The sequence below is a fragment of the Kitasatospora sp. NPDC002227 genome, from assembly GCF_040296285.1.
Taxonomy (GTDB): domain Bacteria; phylum Actinomycetota; class Actinomycetes; order Streptomycetales; family Streptomycetaceae; genus Kitasatospora.
The window spans coordinates 354,322-374,291 of the sequence record NZ_JBEOWY010000002.1; the positions used below are offsets into that span (position 1 = coordinate 354,322).

A 19,970-nucleotide genomic window follows, 5' to 3' on the forward strand; every position below is an offset into this window, starting at 1 on the left:
ACCCGGACGGGGGCGCCGGAAGCGCCCGCACCCCGCTCCCGCTCCGCCGCGCCGGCCCGCCCCGCCAAGGGCGGGCGGGTCCGGATGACCGGCAAGCAGCGCCGCGAGCAACTGCTCGACATCGGCCGCTCGGTCTTCGCCGAACGCGGCTACGACGGCACCTCGGTCGAGGAGATCGCCGAGCGGGCCGGCGTCTCCAAGCCGGTGGTGTACGAGCACTTCGGGGGCAAGGAGGGCCTGTACGCGGTGGTGGTCGACCGCGAGATGCAGCTCCTGCTCGACATGGTGACCGGCGCGCTGACCGGCGGGCACTCGCGGGAGCTGCTCGAGCAGGCCGCCTTCGCGTTGATGGACTACATCGACACCTCCACCGACGGTTTCAAGATCCTGGTCCGGGACTCCCCCGTCGCCCAGTCCACCGGCACCTTCGCCTCGCTGATCAGCGACATCGCCACCCAGGTCGAGGACATCCTGGGCCTGGAGTTCAAGGCCCGCGGCTTCGACGCGCGCCTGGCCCCGATGTACTCGCAGATGCTGGTCGGCATGGTCGCGCTGACCGGGCAGTGGTGGCTGGAGGTGCGCAAGCCGCAGAAGGCGGAGGTCGCCGCGCACCTGGTGAACCTGGCCTGGCACGGTCTGGAGGGGATGGAGCGCCACCCCAAGCTGGTGGGCGAGCGCCAGCAGTGAGCGGGCCCGGGGCCGTTCACGTCGAGTTTTTCTTGACGTCAAGAGGCTTCATATCGACAGATCCCCCGATACACTGATCCACATGGAGGACGAGGTCGACCGGCTGGTCGCTGCGTGGCGCCGCGAGCGCCCGGACCTCGACGTGCGTCCGCTGGAGGTGCTCAGCCGGGTCAGCCGGCTCGCCCGCCACCTCGACCGGGCCCGCCGCACCGCCTTCGCCGAGCACGGTCTGGAGCCCTGGGAGTTCGACGTGCTGACCGCCCTGCGGCGGGCCGGCTCCCCGTACCAGCTCTCCCCCGGCCAGCTGCTCACCCAGACCCTGGTCACCTCCGGCACCATGACCAACCGGATCGACCGGCTCACCGGCAAGGGCCTGGTCAAGCGCCTGCCCGACCCGGACGACCGCCGCGGCGTGCTCGTGCGCCTCACCGACGACGGCCGCGACCGGGCCGACCAGGCCCTGGCCGGGCTGCTCACCCACGAGCGGGCCCTGCTCGCCGAGCTCAGCGGCGACCAGCAGAACGAGCTGGCCACCCTGCTGCGCCAGCTCGTCGCCCCCTTCGACCAGGCCGGCTGAGCCCGGCGCACCACGGCGCGCGCACCCGCTCAGATGCGACGGTCCGAGCGCGCCTCCTAGCGTGGAGAGAGGGCATTGTCGACCCGACGATGACGTCCTTCCCCTAGGAGGCGTATCCGATGTCCGCCCACACCCTGCTGCCCAGAGAGGTGGCCCTGCCCACCCGTCAGGCGTCCCCGCCCGAACTCGGGGCCGTCACCAGGCTGATCGCCGAGGAGGAGTCGGCCGTGACCGACGCCCCGGCGTACTGCCCCGAGGCGTCCGGAGAGCTGCTGCTCCTGGCTCTCCTCTCCCCCCGCACCCCGAAGCGACCCAAGGACCCCCGGCGCTGACCGGCCGTCAGCACCGGGAACCGACCGACATGCCGTCCACCGAGACCTCGCCCCGGCGGGAGTACGCTGCCGCGACCGAGTGGCTGGCAGGCCGGGCCCTCGACGCCCTGATCGGCGCCGGAGGCCCGGCCCTCCTGCTCGACACCCCCGACGCGCCCGCCCACCGGGCCCTGCTCGCCGCCGCGCACGTCCTCGGGCCCGATCTGCTCGCCCCGGCCCTGCTGGCCGGCCGCCCGCCCGACCCGGCCACCACCAAGCTGGCCGCCGAGGCCCACCAGGTCTTCGCCGCCGCCGACCCCGCCGCCCCGCCCGCCGCCGCGCTGGTCCGCGCCTGGCGCGGCTGGACCACCGCCGGACTCCTCGCCCGCGCCGGACACGCCGGCCCCGCCGAACTCCCCTCCGGCCCGCCCGACGACCCCGCCTGGGCACGCTGGTCCCAGCCGATGGCCCAGCTCAGCCCACTCGCCCTGCCCGGCCTCGACAGCCCGGTGCACCTGCTGGCCCGTCAGCGCGCCCTCGACCTCGCCCGCGGCGCCACCCGCGCCGCCCTGCGCCGCGACCACCGCACGGCGCTGCGCCTGGCCCGCTGGCTCGCCTGGCTCGGCCCCGCCGACTGCCCGCTGGACCTCCCGCCGCTGCTCTCCCACCTCACCCTCACCGGAGACGGCACCCCCCGCAGTGCCCTCGACCTCGCCCTCTGCCGCGCCCTGGGCGGCCCTCGATGACCGACGCCGTCGTGCTCGGCACCGCCCACCAGCTGGCCGGGCGGGCCCTGGCCTGGCTGCACCGGGCCCACCAGGACGGGCTCGGCGGGATCGGCTGGGACGCGGGCCCCGACCTCTCCGACCCGAACGAGGCCTACAAACCGATCGGCGAGTGCGCCCTGGCCGCCTCGCTGGTGCTGCGCGAGCCGGTCGCCGGGCCCGCCGACCGGGAGCGGGCCCGGGCACTGCTCGACTTCGGCTGGGTCCAGCTGCAGGGCGGCGACCTGCTCTACGAACGCCAGTTCCGCCACCTGCTGCTGACCGACCCGGCGGAGACGTACGCCCCCTTCCACCGCGCCGGGTACCGGCACTCCCGGCTGGACGCGCTGCTGCGGGAGCTGGCCGGACTGCGGTCCGCCCGGGCCGTCGAATGCCGCCCCAACCGGCGGCTCGCCGTGGCCAACGCCCGCTCGGTGCTCGGCCTGCCGCCCGCCCCCGACTGGCCCGCCCTGGCCGCCGCCACCTGGCTCGGCGCCACCCCCGAGCCCTGGGCCGTCGACTGGCTGACCGGCTACGACCTCACCCACGCCGTCTTCCACCTCACCGACTGGGGCGCCCTCCCCGACCGCCTGCCCGCACCGCTCCGGGACTACCTGGCCGCCTGGCTCCCGGTCTGGGCCGACGTCTGGCAGGAGACCGGCCAGTGGGACCTGCTCGGCGAACTCCTCACCGTCGACGCCTGCCTGCCCGCCCCCGTCTGCGGCCGCTCCGGCTGGCAGGCGCTCGCCGCCGCCCAGCACCCCGACGGCCTGCTGCCCCGCGACGCCGAACCGGTCGACCCGGAGACCGCCTTCAAGGACAACGAGCACACCGCCGTGGTCGGCGTGCTGGCCGGCACCCTGACGCTGGCCCAGGCGCTCCGGTGAGCCTCGCCGCGCTGGTGCGGGCGGTGCCGCCCGGGGCAGCCGTGGTGCTGGTGTGTGACGGCGAGGTGCACTGCCACGGCCGGACGGCCTTCTCGGGCGGGGAGCCCGTCACCCCCGCCACCGGCTTCGAGACCGGGTCCGTCTCCAAGACCTTCACCGCCCTGCTGCTCGCGGAAGCCGTCCACCGGGGCGAGATCGCCCTGGACGAGCCCGTACCGGTCGGCGGCGCCCTGGTCACCCCGCTCCGGCTGGCCACCCACACCGCCGGACTCCCCCGCCTCCCGCCCGGCCTGCTCCGCTCCGGCCTGGCCAGCTGGGGCTCCAACCCGTACGCCGCGTACTCCGCCGCCGACCTGACGCAGGCCCTCGACCGCACCCGGGTCCGCCGCCACCCCGGCGTGCACTACTCCAACTACGGCGTCGGCCTGCTCGGCCGGCTGCTCGCCGACCGCGCCGGGCTCGACTACCCCGCACTGCTCGCCACCCGGATCTGCACCCCGCTCGGCCTCACCGGCACCACCTGCACCCCCGGCACCGCCGTCGGCCACCACCGGGGGCGACCGCTTCCCCCCTGGGAGATCCCGGCCCTGCCCGGCGCCGGTGCCGTCCGCTCCACCGGCCAGGACCTGCAGCGCTACCTCGCCGCCCACCTCGCGCCCGGCGGGCCGCTGGCCCCCGCCCTGCGTGACGTCCAGCTCCCCCGCCTCCGCCGGGGCCGCACCGGTCCCGCCCTCGGCCTGGCCTGGCACCTGCGCGACGGCTGCTGGTTCCACTCCGGCGCCACCCGGGGCTTCACCGCTCTCGTCGCCTTCAACCCCGGCACCGGCCGTGCCGTGGCCGCCCTCACCAACACCGGCCCGGCCCGCCGCTTCCTCGACACCGCCTACGGCCTGCTCTACCGAACCGAGCCGAACGCCTGACCAGCTCGTCAGCTTCTAGGACCGATCCCAGCGGACGCGACGCAGCCCGAGGTCCGCCAGCAGGTACGTCGCGTCGTCCCCGCGCACCGCGTCGGTCGCGGCGATCGTCTCCAGGTCACCCAACAGACGGTCGCGGTCCGCCGCAGGCAGCCGGCCCAGCCACTGCACGATGCGCGGGAAGTCCATGTCGAGGTTGGCGAAGTCGAGCGAGACCAACAGCTCGGCCCGCACGGACTCGTAGGTCAGCATCCGCGCATCATGCCACCGCCCCGGCCGACCGCTCCAGCTCCTGAGGCGGCAGGGCGCCACCGATGCTACTTTCCGCTGTTTCGCCATCACTCAGTGCTTCCGCGTGCCATGATCGTCTCGGCTCTCGTCGAGACCGACACCGACCGCTAATGAGGAGGCACCCGTGGCCGAGCGTCAGAACGGCACCGTGAAGTGGTTCAACGAGGAGAAGGGGTACGGCTTCATCACACCGGAGTCCGGCCCCGACCTCTTCGTGCACTTCCGGGCGATCGAGGGCAACGGCTTCAAGTCACTCATGGAGGGCCAGAAGGTCACCTTCGAGGCCGTGCAGGGCCAGAAGGGCATGCAGGCCGACAGGGTCCAGGTGGCCGGGTAGCGGTCGGGCCGAGCTGGGCAGGTCGACCCGCCCGCACGGGGAGGGCGGGCCACCGCGTCGGCCCGTCCGCCAGAGCACCTGACGGCAGGTCAGAATTGGCTGGCGGCACCTCGAGGCGGTGGGTTACCTTGCCGCCATGACTACCGGGACGGCTTCGCGCCACACACGGATCGGTGACCCGGTGCTCCGCTGAGCGCCGTACGGGCCGGGTTCGGCCCGCCCGGTCCTGCCGCGCGGGCTCCGCCCTTCGTCGTGTTGATCACAGGCTTGCCTCATCAACCACGACAGGAGACCTCATGCCCATCGAGACGCTGCAGATTCCCACCGCGGACGGCCAGGCCGACGCGTTCGCCGCCTCCCCCGAGGGTGGCGGCAGGCACCCTGGGGTGCTGATGTACCCCGACGGGTTCGGGATCCGGCCGGTGTTGCGGGAGATGGCCCGCGAACTGGCCGGGCACGGGTACTACGTGCTCGTCCCCAACCCGTTCTACCGGCACGGTCCGGCTCCGGTGGTCGAACTGCCCGAGTACATCGGGGAGAAGGACCGCGCCGCCCTGTTCGGCCAGGTGATGCCCCTGATCGAGGCGCACACCACCGAGCGCGTCCTGCGCGACGCCGACGCCTACCTGAAATTCCTCACCACCCGGCCGGAGGTCGCCGCCGGGCCGGTCGCGGTGACCGGCTACTGCATCGGCGGCCTGCTCGCGCTGCGTACGGCCGCGGCCCACCCCGGCCTGGTGGCCGCCGTCGCCGGGTTCCACAGCCCCGCCGTGCCCGAGCTGTTCACGGGGCTCACCGCGAAGGTGCACCTCGGCCATGCCGAGGGCGATCTGACGCCCGAGGCTCTCGGCGAGCTCAGCCAGGCCCTGGACGCCGCGGGGGTCGACCACAGCTCCGAGATCTACCCCGGTACGGTCCACGGCTTCACCATGGCCGACACCGACGCCTTCGACCCCGCCGCGCTGCGGCTCCACTGGGACCGCCTGCTGGCCCTCCTCGGCAGCGCCCTGGCCTGTGCCTGAGGCTCAGGCCACCGGCTCGGCGGACAGTTCGAGCACCTGGGCGGGCCCCGCCCGGAACGCCGGGCCGGCGGCGTCGGCGGCGAGCATGTGCGGGGTGGCGTCGTGGGCGGCGAGGGCCTCCTGCGACGTCCACTGCTCGACCAGGACGAAGCGGTCCGGGTCACCGGCCACCCGGTGCAAGTCGTACTGCAGGCAGCCCTGTTCGGCCCGGACCAGGGGAGCGAGGCGCTCGTACGCGTCGATCTGGTCCTGGCCCCGGCCGGGCTGGGTGGTGATCAGGATGTGGAGTCGCACTGGCTGTGACATGCGGGTGAGGGTACGGCGGCCGGGCCCGGCGGCGGAACGGCCTGTCTCATTTCCGGGCGCTCAATTGCCTTGCAGGGCCTGTACGTCGGCGTAGCTGGGCACCGGACGGACCTGGCCGCCGCTCCGGACGGCGCGGGCGGTGTCGACGGCGGCGGCCAGGGCCGTGCGGTAGAGCAGGGAGCCGAGGCTGACCCGGGCCACGCCGAGGGCGGCGAGTTCGGCCAGGCTCGGGCCGGTGGGGGTCCAGAGGATGTTGAGCGGGGTGGCGAACTCGGCGGTGAGGGCGGCAATGGCCGCCGGATCGGTCAGACCCGGAACGAACATTCCGTCCGCTCCGGCCTGCTGGTAGGCCGTCAGGCGGCGGCGGGTCTCTCCCTCAGCCTCCGGCCGGGAGGTGCCCCCTTGGCCGGCCTGGCCCGGGAGCCAGTAGGTGTCGGTGCGAGCGTTGACGAACAACTCCGGAACGGCGGCCTTCACCGCGGCAACCTTCGCGGCGTGGAGCTCGGCCGGGGCGAGCGTGCCGTCCGCCCGGCCGTCCTCCAGGTTGATGCCGACCGCCCCGGCGTCCGCCAAATCGGCCGCGAACTGGGCCACTTCCGCCGGGTCGTCGCTGAAGCCCGACTCCGCGTCGACACTGAGCAGGTACCGGCCGCCGCCCAGGCGGCGGGCCAGCCGCAGTGTCTCGTCCCGGGTGGCGGCGGCGCCGTCCGGCAGCCCGGCCGCGGCGGCCACGCCGAGGCTGGTGGTGCCGATCGCGGTGAAACCCTCGGCGGCGAGCGCGGCGGCCGAGCCGTGGTCCCAGGCGTTGGGCAGCAGCAGCGGCTCGCCGGGGCGGTGGTGCAGGGCGGCGAAGTTCATGACTGCTCCGTTCGGGAGAGGTCGCCGACGGCCTCGGCGTAGTAGACGGATTCGGCGGCGTGGGCGGCGAGTTGGCGGAAGGTCCAGCCCGCGCCCGGGGAGGCGTCGAGCAGGTCCGGCGGGAGGGTGGCGAGGCGGTGCTGCCAGAGCCGGGCGAGGCGGGTCAGGCGGCTGCGGGTCTCGTCGAGGTCGGCGGGGGTGAAGGGGGCCAGGTCGGCGGGGGTGGTGGTGGCGGAGGCGTGCCAGTGGTCGGGCTCGGTGGGGGCGCCCGCGAGGCGGGCGTCGATCTCGGCCAGGTGGTCGATGAGGTGGTCCGCGACGCGGCGGACGGCCTTGTGCGGCGCGTACGTCCGGCCGTCGGTGGTGACCGGACGCCCGTCCCAGGCCGTCCAGGTCGCGGCGAGGGCGAGCACCCGCTCGACGGCCTGCGGCACCAGCTCGGCAGGCGCCTGCCGGTCGGTCTCCGGACCGCCCTCCGCGCCGGGATCGGAGGCCCCGCGCAGAATCCCGGCCGCGATGGCGAGCGCCTGGGCCTGCCCGGGACAGGCCCGCGGCCCGGCCCCGAAGGTCAGCACCGACAAGCCAGGCCGAAGGCCGGCGCCCCCGGCCACCGGATCGCCGAAGGCGTCCGCCACGCCATCGCCGGGCCGCACCACCGGATCGGACCGCAGATCACCACCCAGCCCGACCGCCCGACCACCCGGCACAGCCACGCCGGAAGCGACCGCCACGCCGTGGCCCCGCTGCGCCGCTGGCAGGTCGAGCACCACCTCCGCCCCCGCTGCCAGCCGCACCCCGCCGACCACGGTGTCCCGCGCCGCCACCCGCCGTATCAGGCGGACCGGCGGGTCGGCCCGCAGGACCTCGCCGAAGCCACCGTCCGGATCGCCGGGCGCAGCCGGGCCTCGGGCGCCGGCGGGGCGCTCCGGCCCGGGGGCCGGGGCCGCGGCGGCCGCGCGGGCGTTGGCGACCAGGGTGGCGGTGGCGTCGCAGGCCTGGACGAGGAGGGCGATGCGGTTGGCGGCCAGCTCCTCGTCCGTACCGGCGGCCGTCCGGGGCAGCAGCCAGGCGACGGCCGCGTCCGCCGCCGGGTCGGCCGGGGTGTCGGTGAAGTAGGCGCCTGCCACGGTGGCGACGGCGTGGGCGATGCCCGAAGGCTCGGGGAGGCCGAGGGCTTCGGCCAGGACGTGGACCGTGCGCAGCCGGGCGTCCGGTTCGAAGCCGCGGGCGGCGGCCGCGCGGAGGGCGGCGGGGTCGAGCCGGGCGAGGTCGGCCTCGATCAGGGCGCGGCGGCGGGCGTGCGGCTCGCCGGTGGCGAAGCGGGAGACCCGGGCCCGGAGCCACTGGACGCTGCCGGCCGGGCCGTCGGTGGCGGGCGGCGGCACCAGTGCGGGGTCGGTCAGGGCGGCGAGGACGTCCTCGTGGCGGTCGAACACCTGCGGGTTGCTCATGACCGCCACGCTGGGCCCGGGATGTTTCGGGGCGGCCCGAAACGTGCCGGGGGCAGGATGGAGGCATGTCGCTCGCCCAACTCGCCGGTCTGCTCGCCGAGCCCACCCGGGCCGCCATCTGCCTCGCCCTGATCGACGGCCGGTCCTGGACGGCCGGGGAGCTGGCCCGGTACGTGGGGGTGGCGCCGTCCACGGCCAGCGAGCAGCTGACCAGGCTGATCGAGGGCGGCCTGCTGGCCGAGGAGCGGCAGGGGCGGCACCGGTACGTCCGGATCGCCGGGCCCGCGGTGGCCACCCTGGTCGAGGACCTGGCCTCCTTCGCCGAGGGCGGCACCGCTCCGGCCCGGCCGGGCGGCCTGCGGGAGGCGACCAGGCGCGGCGCGGAGGCCCGCGCGCGCACCTGCTACGACCACCTGGCGGGGCAGCTCGGGGTGGCCGTCACCGAGGCCCTGCTGTGCCGGGGCCTGCTGAGCGAGGAGGACGGACTGACCGTCACCGAGAGCGGCCGCGGCTGGCTGGCCGAGCAGCGGATCGACCTCCCCGCCCGCGGCTCCCGCCCGGTCGTCCGCAACTGCCTCGACTGGACCGAGCGCCGCAACCACCTCGGTGGAGCCCTCGGCGCCGCCCTCTGCCGCGCGGCCTTCGACCGCAGCTGGGTCGAACGCATCGGCACCGGACGGGCCCTGCGGGTGACTCCGGCCGGACAGCAGGCGTTCCACGACCTCCTCGGTGTCCGGGCCGGCTAGGGCCGGTCCGGGCGCGGCGGCTCACCTGGCGTACAGGGAGGCCCCCGGGACGGTGTGGGTGGTGCCGTCGGCCAGGGTGAGGGTGACCGTGTCGATGACGCCGCCCCTGTCCTGGTCCGAGCCGGGCCACCAGGCCGTCCAGCACTGGTACGCCGCCCCGGCGGGTTCCCGTGGCGTGCGTCACACCGCCTGCCCCGGGGCCGGCTCAGGGCTGCGGGCTGACCCCCGCCCGGCGGGCCACCGCGACGGCGGCGAGGGTGGAGTGGACGCCGAGCTTGCCCAGCACGTTCTGCATGTGGGTCCGGACGGTGTGCGGGGAGAGGTAGAGGCGCTCGGCGACGGCCTGGCGGCCGAGGCCGGCGACCATGCAGCGCAGCACCTCCTCCTCACGGGGGGTGAGTGTCTCGACCAGGCGTTCGCTCTCGGTGCGGTCGCGGCGGGCCGCCGTGAGTTCGCGGACGACGCCGGTGAGCAGGGCGGGCGGCAGGTGGGTCTCCTCGCCGAGGACGCCCCGGACGACGGTCAGCAGCTGGTTCAGCGAACTGTCCTTGGCGACCCAGCCGCTGGCGCCGGCCTGCAGGGCCCGGACGGCCCGGCGGGCGTCGTCCTCGGCAGCGAGGACCACGGCCCGCAGCTCCGGGTAGGCACGGCAGATCCGGGCGACCAGCGCGATCCCGTCCACCGGCCCGGCCGGGCGGGCGGCACCGGCACCGGCACCGGCACCGGCACCGGGGGCAGGGGCGGGCACGTCGGGCCGACGCTGCGGCGGCACGGTGGAGGGCCGCCGTACGGGGCCGCCCGGGGCCGCGGCGACCGGGGCGAGGTCGGCGTCGACCAGCACGACCTGGAAGGGGCGGCTCTCCGCCTGCGCGCGCTCCAGCGCGCGCTCGGCGGCGGCGGCGGACCCCGCCGCGCCGACCTCGACGTCGGGCTCGGCGGCGAGCGCCGCGGCGAGTGCCTCGGCAAAGATGCGGTGGCCGTCCACCACCAGGACGCGTATCCGGGCCACAGTGCTTCCCCCTGGTCAGGAGCGGCGTCACCGATGTCGCACTCAGAGTACGGTCTCGGCGACTGCCCAGAGGGAGAGTTGGCGAAACAGTCGACCTGAGGCCGACCGGTGGCGGAGCGGCGGCCGTGCGAGCCGCCGCCCGGGCACAGGGGGGACCCTCAACCTCCCCGCACCCGGACGGAATCCGCCACCGGCGGCCTCAGGAGATCCGGTGCGCGCCCGCGGCCGGGGTGGCCGCGAAGGTGCGCGGCTCGGCGTAGCCGGCCGCCGTGAAGGCGGTGGTCACGGCGGCGGCGACCTGCTCCAGCGCCTCGGCGCGGACCAGCGCCAGGACGGATCCGCCGAAACCACCGCCGGTCATCCGGGCACCCAGTGCCCCGGCCTCGACGGCCGCGGACACCGCGAGGTCGGTCTCGGGGCAGGAGACCCGGTAGTCGTCGCGCAGCGAGGCGTGCCCGGCCGTCAGGATCGGTCCGAGCTCGGCCAGCTCACCGGCCGTCAGGTGTTCGACGGCCCGCTCGACCCGGCGGTTCTCGGTGACCACGTGGTGCACCAGCGGCCGCAGCTCGGCGGGCAGCTGGTCCAACGCCCCCGGCAGTCCGTCCAGGGACAGCTCGCGCAGGGCCGCGAGGCCGAGCAGCGCGGCGGCCCGTTCGCACCCGGCGCGCAGCTCCGCGTACGCGCCGTCGCCGAGGTCGTGCTTGACCCGGGTGTCGATCACCAGCAGCCGCAGGCCCTGGCCGACCAGTTCCAGCGGGACCTGACGGCTGCTCATGTCCCGGGTGTCCAGGAAGAGTGCGGCGCCCTCCTCGCAGGAGGTGGAGGCCATCTGGTCCATCATCCCGCAGGGCACGCCCACGAAGGCGTTCTCGGCCCGCTGGGCGAGCAGCGCCAGCTCGGTGGCGTCGAGGCCGAGCCCGTGCAGGTCGCGGTAGGCGATCGCGATCACGCACTCCAGGGCCGCCGAGGAGGAGAGCCCGGCCCCGCCGGGCACGTCGCTGCTCAGGTAGACGTCGGCGCCGCCCACGTCGTGCCCCGCCTCGCGCAGCGCCCAGACGACCCCGGCGGGGTACTGCGCCCAGCCGGGGACGCTGCCGGGCGCGAGCGAGTCGACCGCCACCGAGGTGACCTCGCCGTCGCCCTGCTCGCTGAAGAACCGCAGCACACCGTCCGTGCGCGGGCGGACGGCCGCCCGGGCGGCGTACGGGATGGCCATGGGGAGCACGAACCCGCCGTTGTAGTCGGTGTGCTCGCCGATCAGGTTGACGCGGCCGGGCGCCGCCCAGACCCCTGCCGGGGCGGCGCCGTAGGTGGCCTCGAAGGCCGCCGAGAGGTCAGACACGGTTCTCCAGGGTGAACTGCCAGGCGTCGGCGACGATGTCGTCGAGCTCGGGGCGGCTGGGGGTCCAGCCCAGCGCCTCGTGGGCGCGCTGGGCGGAGGCGACCAGGGTGGCCGGGTCGCCGGGGCGGCGCTCGGTGGTGACGACCTCGAACTCGCGGCCGGTGACGCGCCGGACGGACTCGATCACCTCGCGGACGGAGAAGCCGCTGCCGTTGCCGAGGTTGCAGATCAGGTGCTCGCCCGCCTTCGCGGCGCCCAGCGCGAGCAGGTGCGCCTCGGCGAGGTCGGCGACGTGGATGTAGTCGCGGATGCAGGTGCCGTCCGGGGTCGGGTAGTCGTCGCCGTAGACGGAGATGTGGGGGCGCTGGCCCAGGGCGGCCTGGAAGACCAGCGGGATGAGGTGCGACTCGGGCTCGTGGCGCTCGCCGAAGACGGTGCCGGCGGCGCTGCGGTACGCCCCGGCCACGTTGAAGTAGCGCAGGGAGACGGCGGCCAGGCCGTGCGCGATCGCCTCGCTGGTGATCAGGTGGTCCACGGCCAGCTTGGTGGCGCCGTAGCAGTTGGTCGGCGCGGTGCGGGCGGTCTCGGCGATCGGCGAGAGCTCGGGCTCGCCGTAGACGGCGGCGGTGGAGGAGAAGACCAGCTTGCGCACGCCGGCCTTGCGCATCGCGGAGACCAGCTCGAGCGAGCCGGCCACGTTGTTGCGCCAGTACTTCTCCGGGTCGGCGACGGACTCGCCGACCTGCGAGGAGGCGGCGAAGTGCAGCACGCCTTCGTACGAGCCGTCGAGCACCTCGGCGGCGTCCTGGATCCGGCCCTGGACGAACTCGGCGCCGGCGGGCACGGCCTGCTGGAAGCCGGTGGAGAGGTCGTCGAGCACGGTGACCTGGTGGCCTGCCTCCAGCAGGTGCGCGGCGACCACGCTTCCGACGTAGCCGGCGCCACCGGTGACCAGGTACTTACCCATGTGATGCAACCTCCCGCAGGCGGTGTGCCGCCGCCTCGGGCGACACATCGTTGACGAACGCGTCCATGCCGGACTCGACGCCGGCGAGGAACTTGAGCTTGCCTACCGTACGCCGGATGGTGAAGAGCTCCAGATGCAGCGCCAGCTCTTCCCCTCGATGAGCCGGTGCCTGGTGCCAGGCGGCGATGTACGGGGTCGGCCCGACCGGCTGACCCGGCTCCGCGAAGAGGCGGTCGAAGCGGCGCAGCAGCTCCAGGTAGACGCCGGGGAACTCGGCCCGCTCGGCGGGGCTCAGCTCGGTCAGGTCCGCCACCCGGCGGTTCGGGTAGAGGTGCACCTCGTAGGGCCAGCGGGCCGCGAAGGGGACGAAGGCCGTCCAGTGCTCGCCCGCCAGGACGACCCGCTCGGGCTCGGCCAGCTGGGCGGCGAGCAGGTCCTCGAAGAGGTTGCGGCCGGTGCGCTCGCGGTGGAGGTCGGCGGCCGCGATCATCTTCAGGGTGCGCGGGGTGGCGAACGGGAACGCGTAGATCTGGCCGTGCGGGTGAGCCAGCGTCACCCCGATCTCGGCGCCGCGGTTCTCGAAGCAGAAGACCTGCTGCACGCCCGGCAGTGCGGCCAGGCAGGCGGTGCGGTCGGTCCAGGCCTCGAGCACCAGGGCGGCCTTGGCCTCGGTCAGGTCGGCGAAGGAGACGGCGTGCTCGGCGGTGAAGCAGACCACCTCGCAGCGGCCGACGCCCGGCTCGCTCTCGTGCAGCGGCTCGTCCTCGGCGCTGCCCGGGCTCTGCTCCTGGTCGGCCCCGCCGACGAGGTGCGCGGCGGTGTCGGCGGAGAGCGAGGGGAAGCGGTTCTCGAAGACCACCACGTCGTAGTCGGCGCCGGGGATCTCGCTGAGCCGGCCCTCGCGGGAGGGGCAGAGCGGGCACTCGTCGGCCGGGGGGTGGTAGATCCGGCCCTGGCGGTGGGCGGCGATGGTCACCCAGTCGCCGGTGGCGGCGTCGCGGCGGATCTCCGACAGCGCGCCGGGGGCCTCCAGCGGACGGGCGTCGACGGCGTCGCGGACCGCCGACTCGTCCGCGTCGTAGTAGATCAACTCGCGGCCGTCCGCGAGTTTGGTCGTGGTCTTCTTCACGCCCTCCGCCTTCCGTGTCTGTCGGCGGGAACATAATCAAACAGAAACCACCACAGGTCAACACTCTGTCATGGGCAGGGTCGAGTTCCGGACGTACCCAAGCGTGCGCCCGGCGGACGGTTCGAGGACTACCGGCGCTCCACACGCTCCAACAGGCCGGTGCGGGCCGCCACCGCGGCGGCCTCCAGCCGGGTGCGGGCGCCGAGCTTCATCAGGACCCGCTGCACATGGGTACGGGCCGTGCTGGGCGCGATGCCCATCCCCTCCGCTATCGCCGTGGTGTCCTCCCCCTCGGCGATCCGCACCAGCACCTGGACCTCCCGCTGGGTCAGCATCCGCAGCAGGCGCAGCGCCTCGCCGTCCCGCTCGGCCACCGGGCGCAGCAGGCGGTCGAAGGCGAGCTGGAGCATCTCGACCGAGACGGCCGCCTCCCCGGCCCGGACACGGGCGATCGCCCGCTCCACCACCTCGATCCGCTCGTCGCTGCGGACGTACCCCGCGGCCCCCGCCGCGAACGCGGCCGCCACCCGGCCCGGCTCGTCGCAGGGCCCGAGCACCACCACGGCCACCTCGGGCCGCTCCCGGCGCAGCCGCCGCACCGGCTCGAAGTCCTCCGGCTCCCCCGGCCCGTCGACCCCGAGCAGGCACACCTCCGGCCGCCGGCCCGCGACCACCTCGCAGACCGCCCCGGCGGGGGCACCTGTCCCCACCACCCGGTGGCCGCGCTGCTGCAAGGCCGTCGCCAGGGCCTCAGCCAGTAACCGGTGGTCGTCGACCACCACGAGCCGAACGCCCAAGGCGCCCTCCACTCCCGTCCGGGCCACTCGCCCGCGCAGCGCCGGGAGCCGCCATTGACGAACCATCACAGCGCATCCCGGCCCCGGGCGCCAGGGAGCGTGCGCGAGCTTCGCCCGAATGATCCCGGAAACGACGAAAGGCCCCCGCCGCGATGGCGAGGACCTTCGTGCTCCTGCTGGAGCCCCCATGCGGAATCGAACCGCAGACCTTCTCCTTACCATGGAGACGCTCTACCGACTGAGCTATAGGGGCGGGCCGGTCTTTTTCCTGCTGACCGGTCCGGTTCAACGAGGAAGACATTACATGGTCATCGGCCCAGTTGTGAAATCCGGCGCCCGCCCCCGGCCGGCGCTCAGCCGCCCGAGGTGGAGGGCAGTTCCCGGCCGGCGGCCGGGCCCAGCAGACCGCCGGCCATCTCGGGCAGACCGAACAGGCAGAGCAGCGAGACCAGGCCGACCCCGGCCAGGTACCAGCCGACCGGCTCGGCCGTGCCGTAGGCGGCGGTGAGGCGGGTGGCCACCAGCGGGGCCGTCGCACCGCCGACCACCCCGCCCAGGTTGTACGCCAGCGCCGCGCCCGTGTAGCGCACCGAGGTCGGGAACAGCTCGGGCAGGAAGGCCGCCACCGGGCCGAACAGGCAGCCGAGCACCACCATGCCGCCGCACAGCGCCACCGCCACCAGCACCGTGCGGCCGGCCTCGAGCAGCGGGAAGAAGACCGCCGACCATGCCACCGCGAGGGCGCCCGCGTACTGCAGGGTGCGCCGCCGCCCCCAGTGGTCGCTGCGCCCGGCCACCCACCAGGCCGCCAGGCCCTTGCCGACCGCGCCCACCAGGAGCAGGCCGAGCACCAGGCCCCGGTCCACCCCGAGTTGAGCCGTCGCGTAGGCCAGCGAGTACGTGGTGGTCAGGTAGAACAGCGCGTACCCGATCATGATCGCGCCGCCGCCGAGCAGCACCGCCCGGCCGTGCCCGCGCAGCACCGCCACCACCGGCGGGTGGCTCGGCGCGGAGCGCTCCTCGAACAGCGGGCTCTCCTCGATCCGCAGCCGGACGAACAGGCCGACCAGCACCAGCACCGAGGAGGCCAGGAACGGCACCCGCCAGCCCCAGCCCTGGAAGGCCGCCTCGCTCAGCCCCTCGGAGAGCGCCAGGAAGCCCCCGGTGGCCAGCACGAAGCCCACGCACGGCCCGAGTTGAAGGTACGCACCGTACCGCCCGCGCCGCCCGGGCGGGGCGTGCTCGGCCAGCAGCAGCGCGGCACCGCCCCACTCGCCGCCCAGGCCCACCCCCTGACAGGCCCGCAGCAGCACCAGCGCCAGCGGCGCCCACCACCCCCAGTCCTCGAACCCGGGCAGCAGCCCGACCGCCACCGTGGCGACCCCCATCAGCAGCAGCGAGCACACCAGCGTGGTCTTGCGCCCCAGCCGGTCGCCGAAGTGACCGAACAGCACCGCCCCGAGCGGGCGGGCCAGGAAGGCCACCGCGTAGACCGAGAAGGCCGCGAGCAGCGCCCCGGGCGCACCCAGGCCCGGGAAGAACACCCGCCCGAAGACCAGGGCGGCGGCCGTGCCGTAGATGAAGAAGTCGTAGTACTCGATCGCGGTGCCGAGGAAGGCCGCCGCGGCCACCCGGCGCAGCACGGGCCCCTCGGTGACCGGTGGCGCCTCAGGGGCCAGGCTCTCAGTAGTCATGCACTCACCCTGCGTCGCCGAGGGGCCTCGCCGACACCACCACACGGGTGATCCGGGAGCGAACCACCCCGCGCCCGCCCCTCGCTAGACTGGCCGCCTCCCCCGACGGAAGGCACCCCGACCATGCCGGCCTCCGGCCGCCCCCGCGCCTGGTGGGCGCACGCCGCCCGACCGGAGCGGCCGCAGCTGGTGGGGGCGCTGATGGCGCGGGCCGCGCTCGGCATGGCCGCCCCGCTGCTGCTCGGACTGCTCACCGGACGGCTCGGCCTCGGCGTGTTCGCCGGGCTCGGCGCGATGCACGCGACCCTCAACGACCGGGTCGAGCCCGCCGGGCTGCGGGCCCGACGGATCGTCACCGCCGTGCTCGCCTCGGCCCTCGGCATGCTGCTCGGCACCGCCCTCCAGCACGCGGGCGCCCCCACCCCGCTCACCGCCTGCGCCCTGACGGCCGGTGCCTTCCTCTCCGGTGCCGTCAGCGCCACCGGCCCGCGCGGCTCCGCCGCCGGGATGCTGCTGCTGGTCTCCGCGGCCCTGGGCGGCGGCATGGCCCTGCCGCACCCCTGGTGGGCGGCGGGGCCGATGATGCTGCTCGGCGCCGCCTGGGTGCTGCTGCTCGGGCTGCCCTACCACCCCCGCACCGCGCCGGCCGACCGCCGGGCGCTGGCCGCCGCGTACGAGGCGCTCGGCGGCCTGCTGGCCGCCCTCGGCACGCCCGAGGGCGCCCCCGCCCGCCGGCTGCTCACCGCCCGGCTCAACCACGTGCAGGACGCCCGGCCGAGCGGCGCCCTGCGCCGGCCGTACGAGGCGCTGCTCGCCGCCACCGAGGCCACCAGCGGCCTGCTCTGGGCCTGGCGGCCGGTGCCGCCCGAGGTCGCGGCGCTGCCCGCCGCGCTGGCCCGGGCCCTGCTCGGCGGCCCGCAGCCCGCCCTCCCGTCCTGGCAGCCCGGCACCCCCGCGCTCAAGGCCCTGGACGCCGCCCTGCGCACCGCGGCCGACGCGGTGGCCGGCCGCCCGGTCCAGCTCGGCACGGCGCCCGCTCCCCCGCCGGACCCGTGGCGGCTGCGGGTGCGCCTGCTCTCCCCGGGCTCGGTCAGGTACGGCCTGCGGGTGGCGCTGTGCATCGCGGTGGCCGAGGCCGTCACCGCCGGGCTGCCGCTCAGCCGCAGCTACTGGGTGCCGATGACGGTCGCCTTCGTGCTCAAGCCCGACCTCGGCTCGGTCTTCCTCCGGGCCGTCAGCCGCTCGGCCGGCACCCTGATCGGCATCGCCCTGACGGCGGGTCTGCTGGCCCTCACCACCGACCGCTGGGCGCTCGCCCTGGCGGCCTCGCTCTGCGTGGCGCTGCTGCCGTACTCGGCGGCCGCCCACTACGGGCTCAACACCGCCGTGATGACGCCGATGGCGCTGATCCTGGTGCAGCTCGGGGGTGAGCCTGGCCGTGCGGAGTTCTGGCCCCGGGTGCTCGACACCGCGCTGGCCAGCGCGATCGTGCTGGTCTTCGGCTACCTGCTCTGGCCGGAGCGGCCCCGGCACCGGATCGAACCGCTCCTGGTCGCCGCCACCACCGCCCTGCGGGCCTACCTGACCTCGGTGGTGGAGAGCAGCCCCGCGCCGCCCGCCGAGGTCTGGCTGCGCCGCACCGCCTACCGCGCCCTGGCCGACGCCCGCAACGAAGTCCGCCAGGGCCTCGCCGAACCCCCGCCCACCGGCCGCCTGGCCGAGCAGTGGCTGCCCGCCACCGCCGCCCTGGAGCGCCTCAGCGGCGCCGTCGCCGCCTACGCCGCCCAGATCAGGTACGGCGGCCGGCGCCCCGACCCCGCCGAGGCGGCCCGAGTCCTCGACTCGCTGGACCGCCTCACCGCGGCCGCCCGCGCCCACCGACCGCCGACCGGCCTCGTGACCCGCCCGGAAAGCCCGCACGACCCGGGCCTGAGCGCGCTCGGCCGGGCGGGATACGAACTGGACGTCCTGCTGGGGTGAGCCCGGCGGCTACTCGGCCTGCTCGGCCAGCTCCAGCCAGGCCATCTCCAGCTCCTCCTTCTCCTCCTTGACCTTGCGGAGCTGGGCGTCCAGCTCCGAGATCTTGGAGAAGTCGGCGGCGTGCTCGGCGAGCTGGGTGTGCAGCTTGGACTCCTGCTGGTCCAGCTTGGCGATCTGCCGCTCCAGCTTCTGCATCTCCTTCTTCGCCGCCCGGGTGTCCCCGGCCGGCTTGGCCGCGGCGGCCGGAGCCGCCGGGGCGGCGGCCTCGGCCATCCGGGCCCGCCGCTCCAGGTACTCGTCCACGCCGTTCGGCAGCATCCGCAGCCGCTGGTCGCCGAGCAGCGCGTGCACGGTGTCCGTGGTCCGCTCGATGAAGAACCGGTCGTGGCTGATCACGATCATCGAGCCGGGCCAGCCGTCGAGCAGGTCCTCCAGCTGGTTGAGGGTCTCGATGTCGAGGTCGTTGGTGGGCTCGTCGAGGAAGAGCACGTTCGGCTCGTCCATCAGCAGGCGCAGCAGCTGCAGGCGGCGGCGCTCGCCGCCGGAGAGGTCGCCGACCGGCGTCCACTGCTTGTCCTTGCCGAAGCCGAACTGCTCGCAGAGCTGGCCGGCGCTCATCTCCCGGCCCTTGCCGAGGTCGACCCGGCCGCGGACCTGCTCGACGGCCTGCAGCACCCGGGTCGCCGGGTCCAGCTCGGCGATCTCCTGGGACAGGTACGCCAGCCGGACGGTCTTGCCGACCTTGATCACGCCGGACGCGGGCTGCACGTCGCCCTCGGTCGCGTACGCCGCCTGCATCGCGCGCAGCAGCGAGGTCTTGCCCGCGCCGTTGACGCCGAGCAGGCCGATCCGGTCGCCCGGGCCGAGGTTCCAGGTCAGGTTCTCGAGCAGCAGCTTGGGGCCGGCCTTGACGGTGACGTTCTCCAGCTCGAAGACGGTGCGGCCCAGGCGGGCGTTGGCGAACTTCATCAGCTCGCTCTTGTCGCGCGGCTCCGGCACGTCCGCGATCAGGGCATTGGCGGCCTCGATCCGGTAGCGCGGCTTCGAGGTACGGGCCGGGGCGCCGCGGCGCAGCCAGGCCAGCTCCTTGCGGGCCAGGTTCTGCCGCTTCTGCTCCTCGGTCGCCTCGATCCGGGAGCGCTCGGCGCGGGCGAAGACGTAGTCGGAGTAGCCGCCCTCGTACTCGCGGACCTCGCCGCGCTGCACGTCCCACATCCGGGTGCAGACCTGGTCCAGGAACCAGCGGTCGTGGGTGACGCAGACCAGCGCGGAGCGGCGCTTGCGCAGGTGCTCGGCCAGCCAGGCGATGCCCTCGACGTCGAGGTGGTTGGTGGGCTCGTCGAGCACGATCAGGTCCGGCTCGCCGAGCAGCAGCTTGGCCAGGGCGATCCGGCGGCGCTCGCCACCGGAGAGCGGGCCGATCACGGTGTCCAGGCCGTCGGCGAAGCCCGGCAGGTCGAGACCGCCGAACAGGCCCTGGATGATGTCGCGGATCCGGGCGTCACCGAGCCACTGGTGGTCCTCGCGGTCGGCGATCACCTCGTGGCGGATGGTGGCCTTCGGGTCCAGCGAGTCGTGCTGGGTGAGGACGGCCATCCGCAGGCCGCCCGAGTGCGTGATCCGGCCGGTGTCCGGCTCCTCGAGCTTGGCGAGCATCCGGATCAGCGTGGTCTTGCCGTCACCGTTGCGCCCCACCACCCCGATCCGGTCACCCTCGCTGACCCCGAGGCTGACCCCGTCCAGCAGGGCACGAGTGCCGTAGACCTTCGTGACGGACTCGATGGTGGCGAGGTTGACGGCCACTGCTGCTGCGCTCCTGGGATCGACCGGTGAGAAGGCCAAGCCTAGTCGGCCGGTCAGATCTCCTCGGGCGGGGAAGTTGCACCACCAGGGGCGCG

20 protein-coding genes, 1 tRNA gene and 1 pseudogene are annotated in these 19,970 nt (G+C 75.0%); 10 read left to right on the forward strand and 12 right to left on the reverse strand.

The genetic code is table 11. The features are described 5' to 3' along the window. The first annotated feature begins 84 nt into the window (after positions 1–84). The 6 genes from ABT095_RS03435 to ABT095_RS03460 all read left to right on the forward strand — a co-directional run bounded on the left by ABT095_RS03435 (position 85) and on the right by ABT095_RS03460 (position 4,146). Positions 85–687 (forward strand): TetR family transcriptional regulator, encoded by a 603-nt coding sequence (locus ABT095_RS03435; RefSeq protein WP_350527614.1) that lies wholly within the window; start codon positions 85–87, stop codon positions 685–687. Positions 688–769: 82 nt separating this feature from the next. Then, a complete protein-coding gene (locus ABT095_RS03440) occupies positions 770–1,264 on the forward strand; it encodes a MarR family winged helix-turn-helix transcriptional regulator (protein ID WP_350527559.1) in 495 nt (164 codons plus the stop codon). Positions 1,265–1,383: 119 nt separating this feature from the next. After that, the gene (locus ABT095_RS03445; RefSeq protein WP_350527560.1) at positions 1,384–1,596 is read left to right on the forward strand and encodes a hypothetical protein; all 213 of its coding nucleotides are present in this window, start codon (positions 1,384–1,386) and stop codon (positions 1,594–1,596) included. Positions 1,597–1,625: 29 nt separating this feature from the next. Further along, a complete protein-coding gene (locus ABT095_RS03450; RefSeq protein ID WP_350527561.1) occupies positions 1,626–2,321 on the forward strand; it encodes a hypothetical protein in 696 nt (231 codons plus the stop codon). Further along, a complete protein-coding gene (locus ABT095_RS03455; protein WP_350527562.1) occupies positions 2,318–3,226 on the forward strand; it encodes a DUF6895 family protein in 909 nt (302 codons plus the stop codon). Before ABT095_RS03450 ends, ABT095_RS03455 begins: the two co-directional genes overlap by 4 nt. After that, positions 3,223–4,146, forward strand: coding sequence for a serine hydrolase domain-containing protein (locus tag ABT095_RS03460; RefSeq protein WP_350527563.1), 924 nt, complete (start codon positions 3,223–3,225; stop codon positions 4,144–4,146). Before ABT095_RS03455 ends, ABT095_RS03460 begins: the two co-directional genes overlap by 4 nt. 15 nt (positions 4,147–4,161) lie before the next feature. On the opposite strand, the gene ABT095_RS03465 is transcribed toward ABT095_RS03460, so the two are convergent. Further along, complete coding sequence (locus ABT095_RS03465) at positions 4,162–4,395, reverse strand: hypothetical protein (protein ID WP_350527564.1); 234 nt, start codon at positions 4,393–4,395, stop codon at positions 4,162–4,164. Between the two features lie 163 nt (positions 4,396–4,558). Between ABT095_RS03465 and ABT095_RS03470 the strand changes: the two genes are divergently transcribed. Next, a complete protein-coding gene (locus tag ABT095_RS03470) occupies positions 4,559–4,771 on the forward strand; it encodes a cold-shock protein (RefSeq protein ID WP_350527565.1) in 213 nt (70 codons plus the stop codon). 296 nt (positions 4,772–5,067) lie between these two features. Further along, positions 5,068–5,793 carry a dienelactone hydrolase family protein gene (locus ABT095_RS03475; RefSeq protein WP_350527566.1) on the forward strand — a complete coding sequence of 242 codons (726 nt, stop codon included), beginning with the start codon at positions 5,068–5,070 and terminating at the stop codon, positions 5,791–5,793. A 3-nt stretch (positions 5,794–5,796) separates the two neighbouring features. Here the strand turns inward: ABT095_RS03475 and ABT095_RS03480 are convergent, their stop codons facing one another. From ABT095_RS03480 to ABT095_RS03490, 3 genes and pseudogenes are all read right to left on the reverse strand, one after another. Beyond that, positions 5,797–6,099: a putative quinol monooxygenase gene (locus tag ABT095_RS03480; RefSeq protein ID WP_350527567.1), complete on the reverse strand. Its 303-nt coding sequence runs from the start codon at positions 6,097–6,099 to the stop codon at positions 5,797–5,799. A gap of 60 nt (positions 6,100–6,159) precedes the next feature. After that, positions 6,160–6,951 (reverse strand): annotated as a pseudogene (locus tag ABT095_RS03485) (isocitrate lyase/PEP mutase family protein); the annotation flags it as partial. A gap of 2 nt (positions 6,952–6,953) precedes the next feature. Next, positions 6,954–8,408: a cytochrome P450 family protein gene (locus tag ABT095_RS03490; protein WP_350527568.1), complete on the reverse strand. Its 1,455-nt coding sequence runs from the start codon at positions 8,406–8,408 to the stop codon at positions 6,954–6,956. 65 nt (positions 8,409–8,473) lie between these two features. Here ABT095_RS03490 and ABT095_RS03495 point away from each other — a divergent pair, with 65 nt between their 5' ends. After that, the gene (locus ABT095_RS03495; protein ID WP_350527569.1) at positions 8,474–9,154 is read left to right on the forward strand and encodes an ArsR/SmtB family transcription factor; all 681 of its coding nucleotides are present in this window, start codon (positions 8,474–8,476) and stop codon (positions 9,152–9,154) included. Positions 9,155–9,359: 205 nt separating this feature from the next. Here ABT095_RS03495 and ABT095_RS03500 read toward each other — a convergent pair whose 3' ends face one another. From ABT095_RS03500 to ABT095_RS03530, 7 genes are all read right to left on the reverse strand, one after another. Further along, positions 9,360–10,163 carry a LuxR C-terminal-related transcriptional regulator gene (locus ABT095_RS03500; protein ID WP_350527570.1) on the reverse strand — a complete coding sequence of 268 codons (804 nt, stop codon included), beginning with the start codon at positions 10,161–10,163 and terminating at the stop codon, positions 9,360–9,362. Positions 10,164–10,362: 199 nt separating this feature from the next. After that, positions 10,363–11,505, reverse strand: a complete 1,143-nt coding sequence (gene galK, locus ABT095_RS03505) for a galactokinase (protein WP_350527571.1) — start codon at positions 11,503–11,505, stop codon at positions 10,363–10,365. Beyond that, the gene (gene galE, locus ABT095_RS03510) at positions 11,498–12,472 is read right to left on the reverse strand and encodes a UDP-glucose 4-epimerase GalE (protein ID WP_350527572.1); all 975 of its coding nucleotides are present in this window, start codon (positions 12,470–12,472) and stop codon (positions 11,498–11,500) included. Before galE ends, galK begins: the two co-directional genes overlap by 8 nt. Then, the gene (gene galT, locus ABT095_RS03515) at positions 12,465–13,601 is read right to left on the reverse strand and encodes a galactose-1-phosphate uridylyltransferase (RefSeq protein WP_350527573.1); all 1,137 of its coding nucleotides are present in this window, start codon (positions 13,599–13,601) and stop codon (positions 12,465–12,467) included. The genes galE and galT overlap by 8 nt, the downstream gene beginning before the upstream one ends. 128 nt (positions 13,602–13,729) lie before the next feature. After that, positions 13,730–14,398, reverse strand: a complete 669-nt coding sequence (locus ABT095_RS03520) for a response regulator transcription factor (RefSeq protein ID WP_350527574.1) — start codon at positions 14,396–14,398, stop codon at positions 13,730–13,732. A 177-nt stretch (positions 14,399–14,575) separates the two neighbouring features. After that, positions 14,576–14,651 (reverse strand) — tRNA-Thr (locus tag ABT095_RS03525). 100 nt (positions 14,652–14,751) lie between these two features. Further along, entirely contained in the window at positions 14,752–16,092 is a 1,341-nt protein-coding gene (locus ABT095_RS03530) for an MFS transporter (protein ID WP_350527575.1), read from the reverse strand. 123 nt (positions 16,093–16,215) lie between these two features. On the opposite strand from ABT095_RS03530, the gene ABT095_RS03535 reads away from it, so the two are divergent. Next, positions 16,216–18,072 (forward strand): FUSC family protein, encoded by a 1,857-nt coding sequence (locus ABT095_RS03535; RefSeq protein WP_350527576.1) that lies wholly within the window; start codon positions 16,216–16,218, stop codon positions 18,070–18,072. A 9-nt stretch (positions 18,073–18,081) separates the two neighbouring features. Here the strand turns inward: ABT095_RS03535 and ABT095_RS03540 are convergent, their stop codons facing one another. Beyond that, positions 18,082–19,875 (reverse strand): ABC-F family ATP-binding cassette domain-containing protein, encoded by a 1,794-nt coding sequence (locus ABT095_RS03540; protein WP_350527577.1) that lies wholly within the window; start codon positions 19,873–19,875, stop codon positions 18,082–18,084. Positions 19,876–19,970: the final 95 nt, after the last annotated feature.

Bases quoted from the DNA above. Each gene is read 5' to 3' on its own strand.
- ABT095_RS03530 (WP_350527575.1), bottom strand. From the start codon at position 16,092: ATGACTACTGAGAGCCTGGCCCCTGAGGCGCCACCGGTCACCGAGGGG.
- galE (WP_350527572.1), bottom strand. From the start codon at position 12,472: ATGGGTAAGTACCTGGTCACCGGTGGCGCCGGCTACGTCGGAAGCGTG.
- ABT095_RS03445 (WP_350527560.1), top strand. From the start codon at position 1,384: ATGTCCGCCCACACCCTGCTGCCCAGAGAGGTGGCCCTGCCCACCCGT.
- ABT095_RS03535 (WP_350527576.1), top strand. From the start codon at position 16,216: ATGCCGGCCTCCGGCCGCCCCCGCGCCTGGTGGGCGCACGCCGCCCGA.
- ABT095_RS03480 (WP_350527567.1), bottom strand. From the start codon at position 6,099: ATGTCACAGCCAGTGCGACTCCACATCCTGATCACCACCCAGCCCGGC.
- ABT095_RS03465 (WP_350527564.1), bottom strand. From the start codon at position 4,395: ATGCTGACCTACGAGTCCGTGCGGGCCGAGCTGTTGGTCTCGCTCGAC.
- ABT095_RS03450 (WP_350527561.1), top strand. From the start codon at position 1,626: ATGCCGTCCACCGAGACCTCGCCCCGGCGGGAGTACGCTGCCGCGACC.
- ABT095_RS03475 (WP_350527566.1), top strand. From the start codon at position 5,068: ATGCCCATCGAGACGCTGCAGATTCCCACCGCGGACGGCCAGGCCGAC.
- ABT095_RS03490 (WP_350527568.1), bottom strand. From the start codon at position 8,408: ATGAGCAACCCGCAGGTGTTCGACCGCCACGAGGACGTCCTCGCCGCC.
- ABT095_RS03435 (WP_350527614.1), top strand. From the start codon at position 85: ATGACCGGCAAGCAGCGCCGCGAGCAACTGCTCGACATCGGCCGCTCG.
- ABT095_RS03455 (WP_350527562.1), top strand. From the start codon at position 2,318: ATGACCGACGCCGTCGTGCTCGGCACCGCCCACCAGCTGGCCGGGCGG.
- ABT095_RS03495 (WP_350527569.1), top strand. From the start codon at position 8,474: ATGTCGCTCGCCCAACTCGCCGGTCTGCTCGCCGAGCCCACCCGGGCC.
- ABT095_RS03440 (WP_350527559.1), top strand. From the start codon at position 770: ATGGAGGACGAGGTCGACCGGCTGGTCGCTGCGTGGCGCCGCGAGCGC.